Genomic DNA, 517 nt, shown 5'->3' with positions numbered 1-517 from the left:
TGCTCCCCGCGCAGGCGGGGATGAGCCCCTCCAAACCCTCTGCAAACCCTGCCACCAACAGTGCTCCCCGCGCAGGCGGGGATGAGCCCGAACTGTGGTGTGGCGCGTGCCTGCACAAGCAGTGCTCCCCGCGCAGGCGGGGATGAGCCGGCATCGCGATCAAGAAGCGGCAAGCGATCCTCGTGCTCCCCGCGCAGGCGGGGATGAGCCGATGCCGAGGTCGTTGCGCCAGATGCGCATTTCGTGCTCCCCGCGCAGGCGGGGATGAGCCGTCTGTGGCGGTGCATTACGGCCCGGCTGTGGTGTGCTCCCCGCGCAGGCGGGGATGAGCCCATCGACCGCGACGACATTTCCACCACCGACGCGTGCTCCCCGCGCAGGCGGGGATGAGCCGCGCACTATCCGTGTTGGCGCAACTGTGAAGCAGTGCTCCCCGCGCAGGCGGGGATGAGCCCCTTGGCAAGCCTGAGGTGATTTTCCCGGCTGAGTGCTCCCCGCGCAGGCGGGGATGAGCCCC

The 517-nt window shown here is 69.6% G+C and carries 1 CRISPR repeat array.

The window, feature by feature from the left end:
- Nucleotide 1 precedes the first annotated feature (1 nt).
- Nucleotides 2-515: a CRISPR direct-repeat array (repeat unit 26 nt; unit sequence GCTCCCCGCGCAGGCGGGGATGAGCC).
- Between the last annotated feature and the right edge of the window lie 2 nt (nt 516-517).

Source organism: Corynebacterium sp. HMSC074A01 (assembly GCF_001831515.1).
Lineage (GTDB): Bacteria > Actinomycetota > Actinomycetes > Mycobacteriales > Mycobacteriaceae > Corynebacterium.
This window is presented reverse-complemented; position numbering and strand designations above follow the sequence as displayed.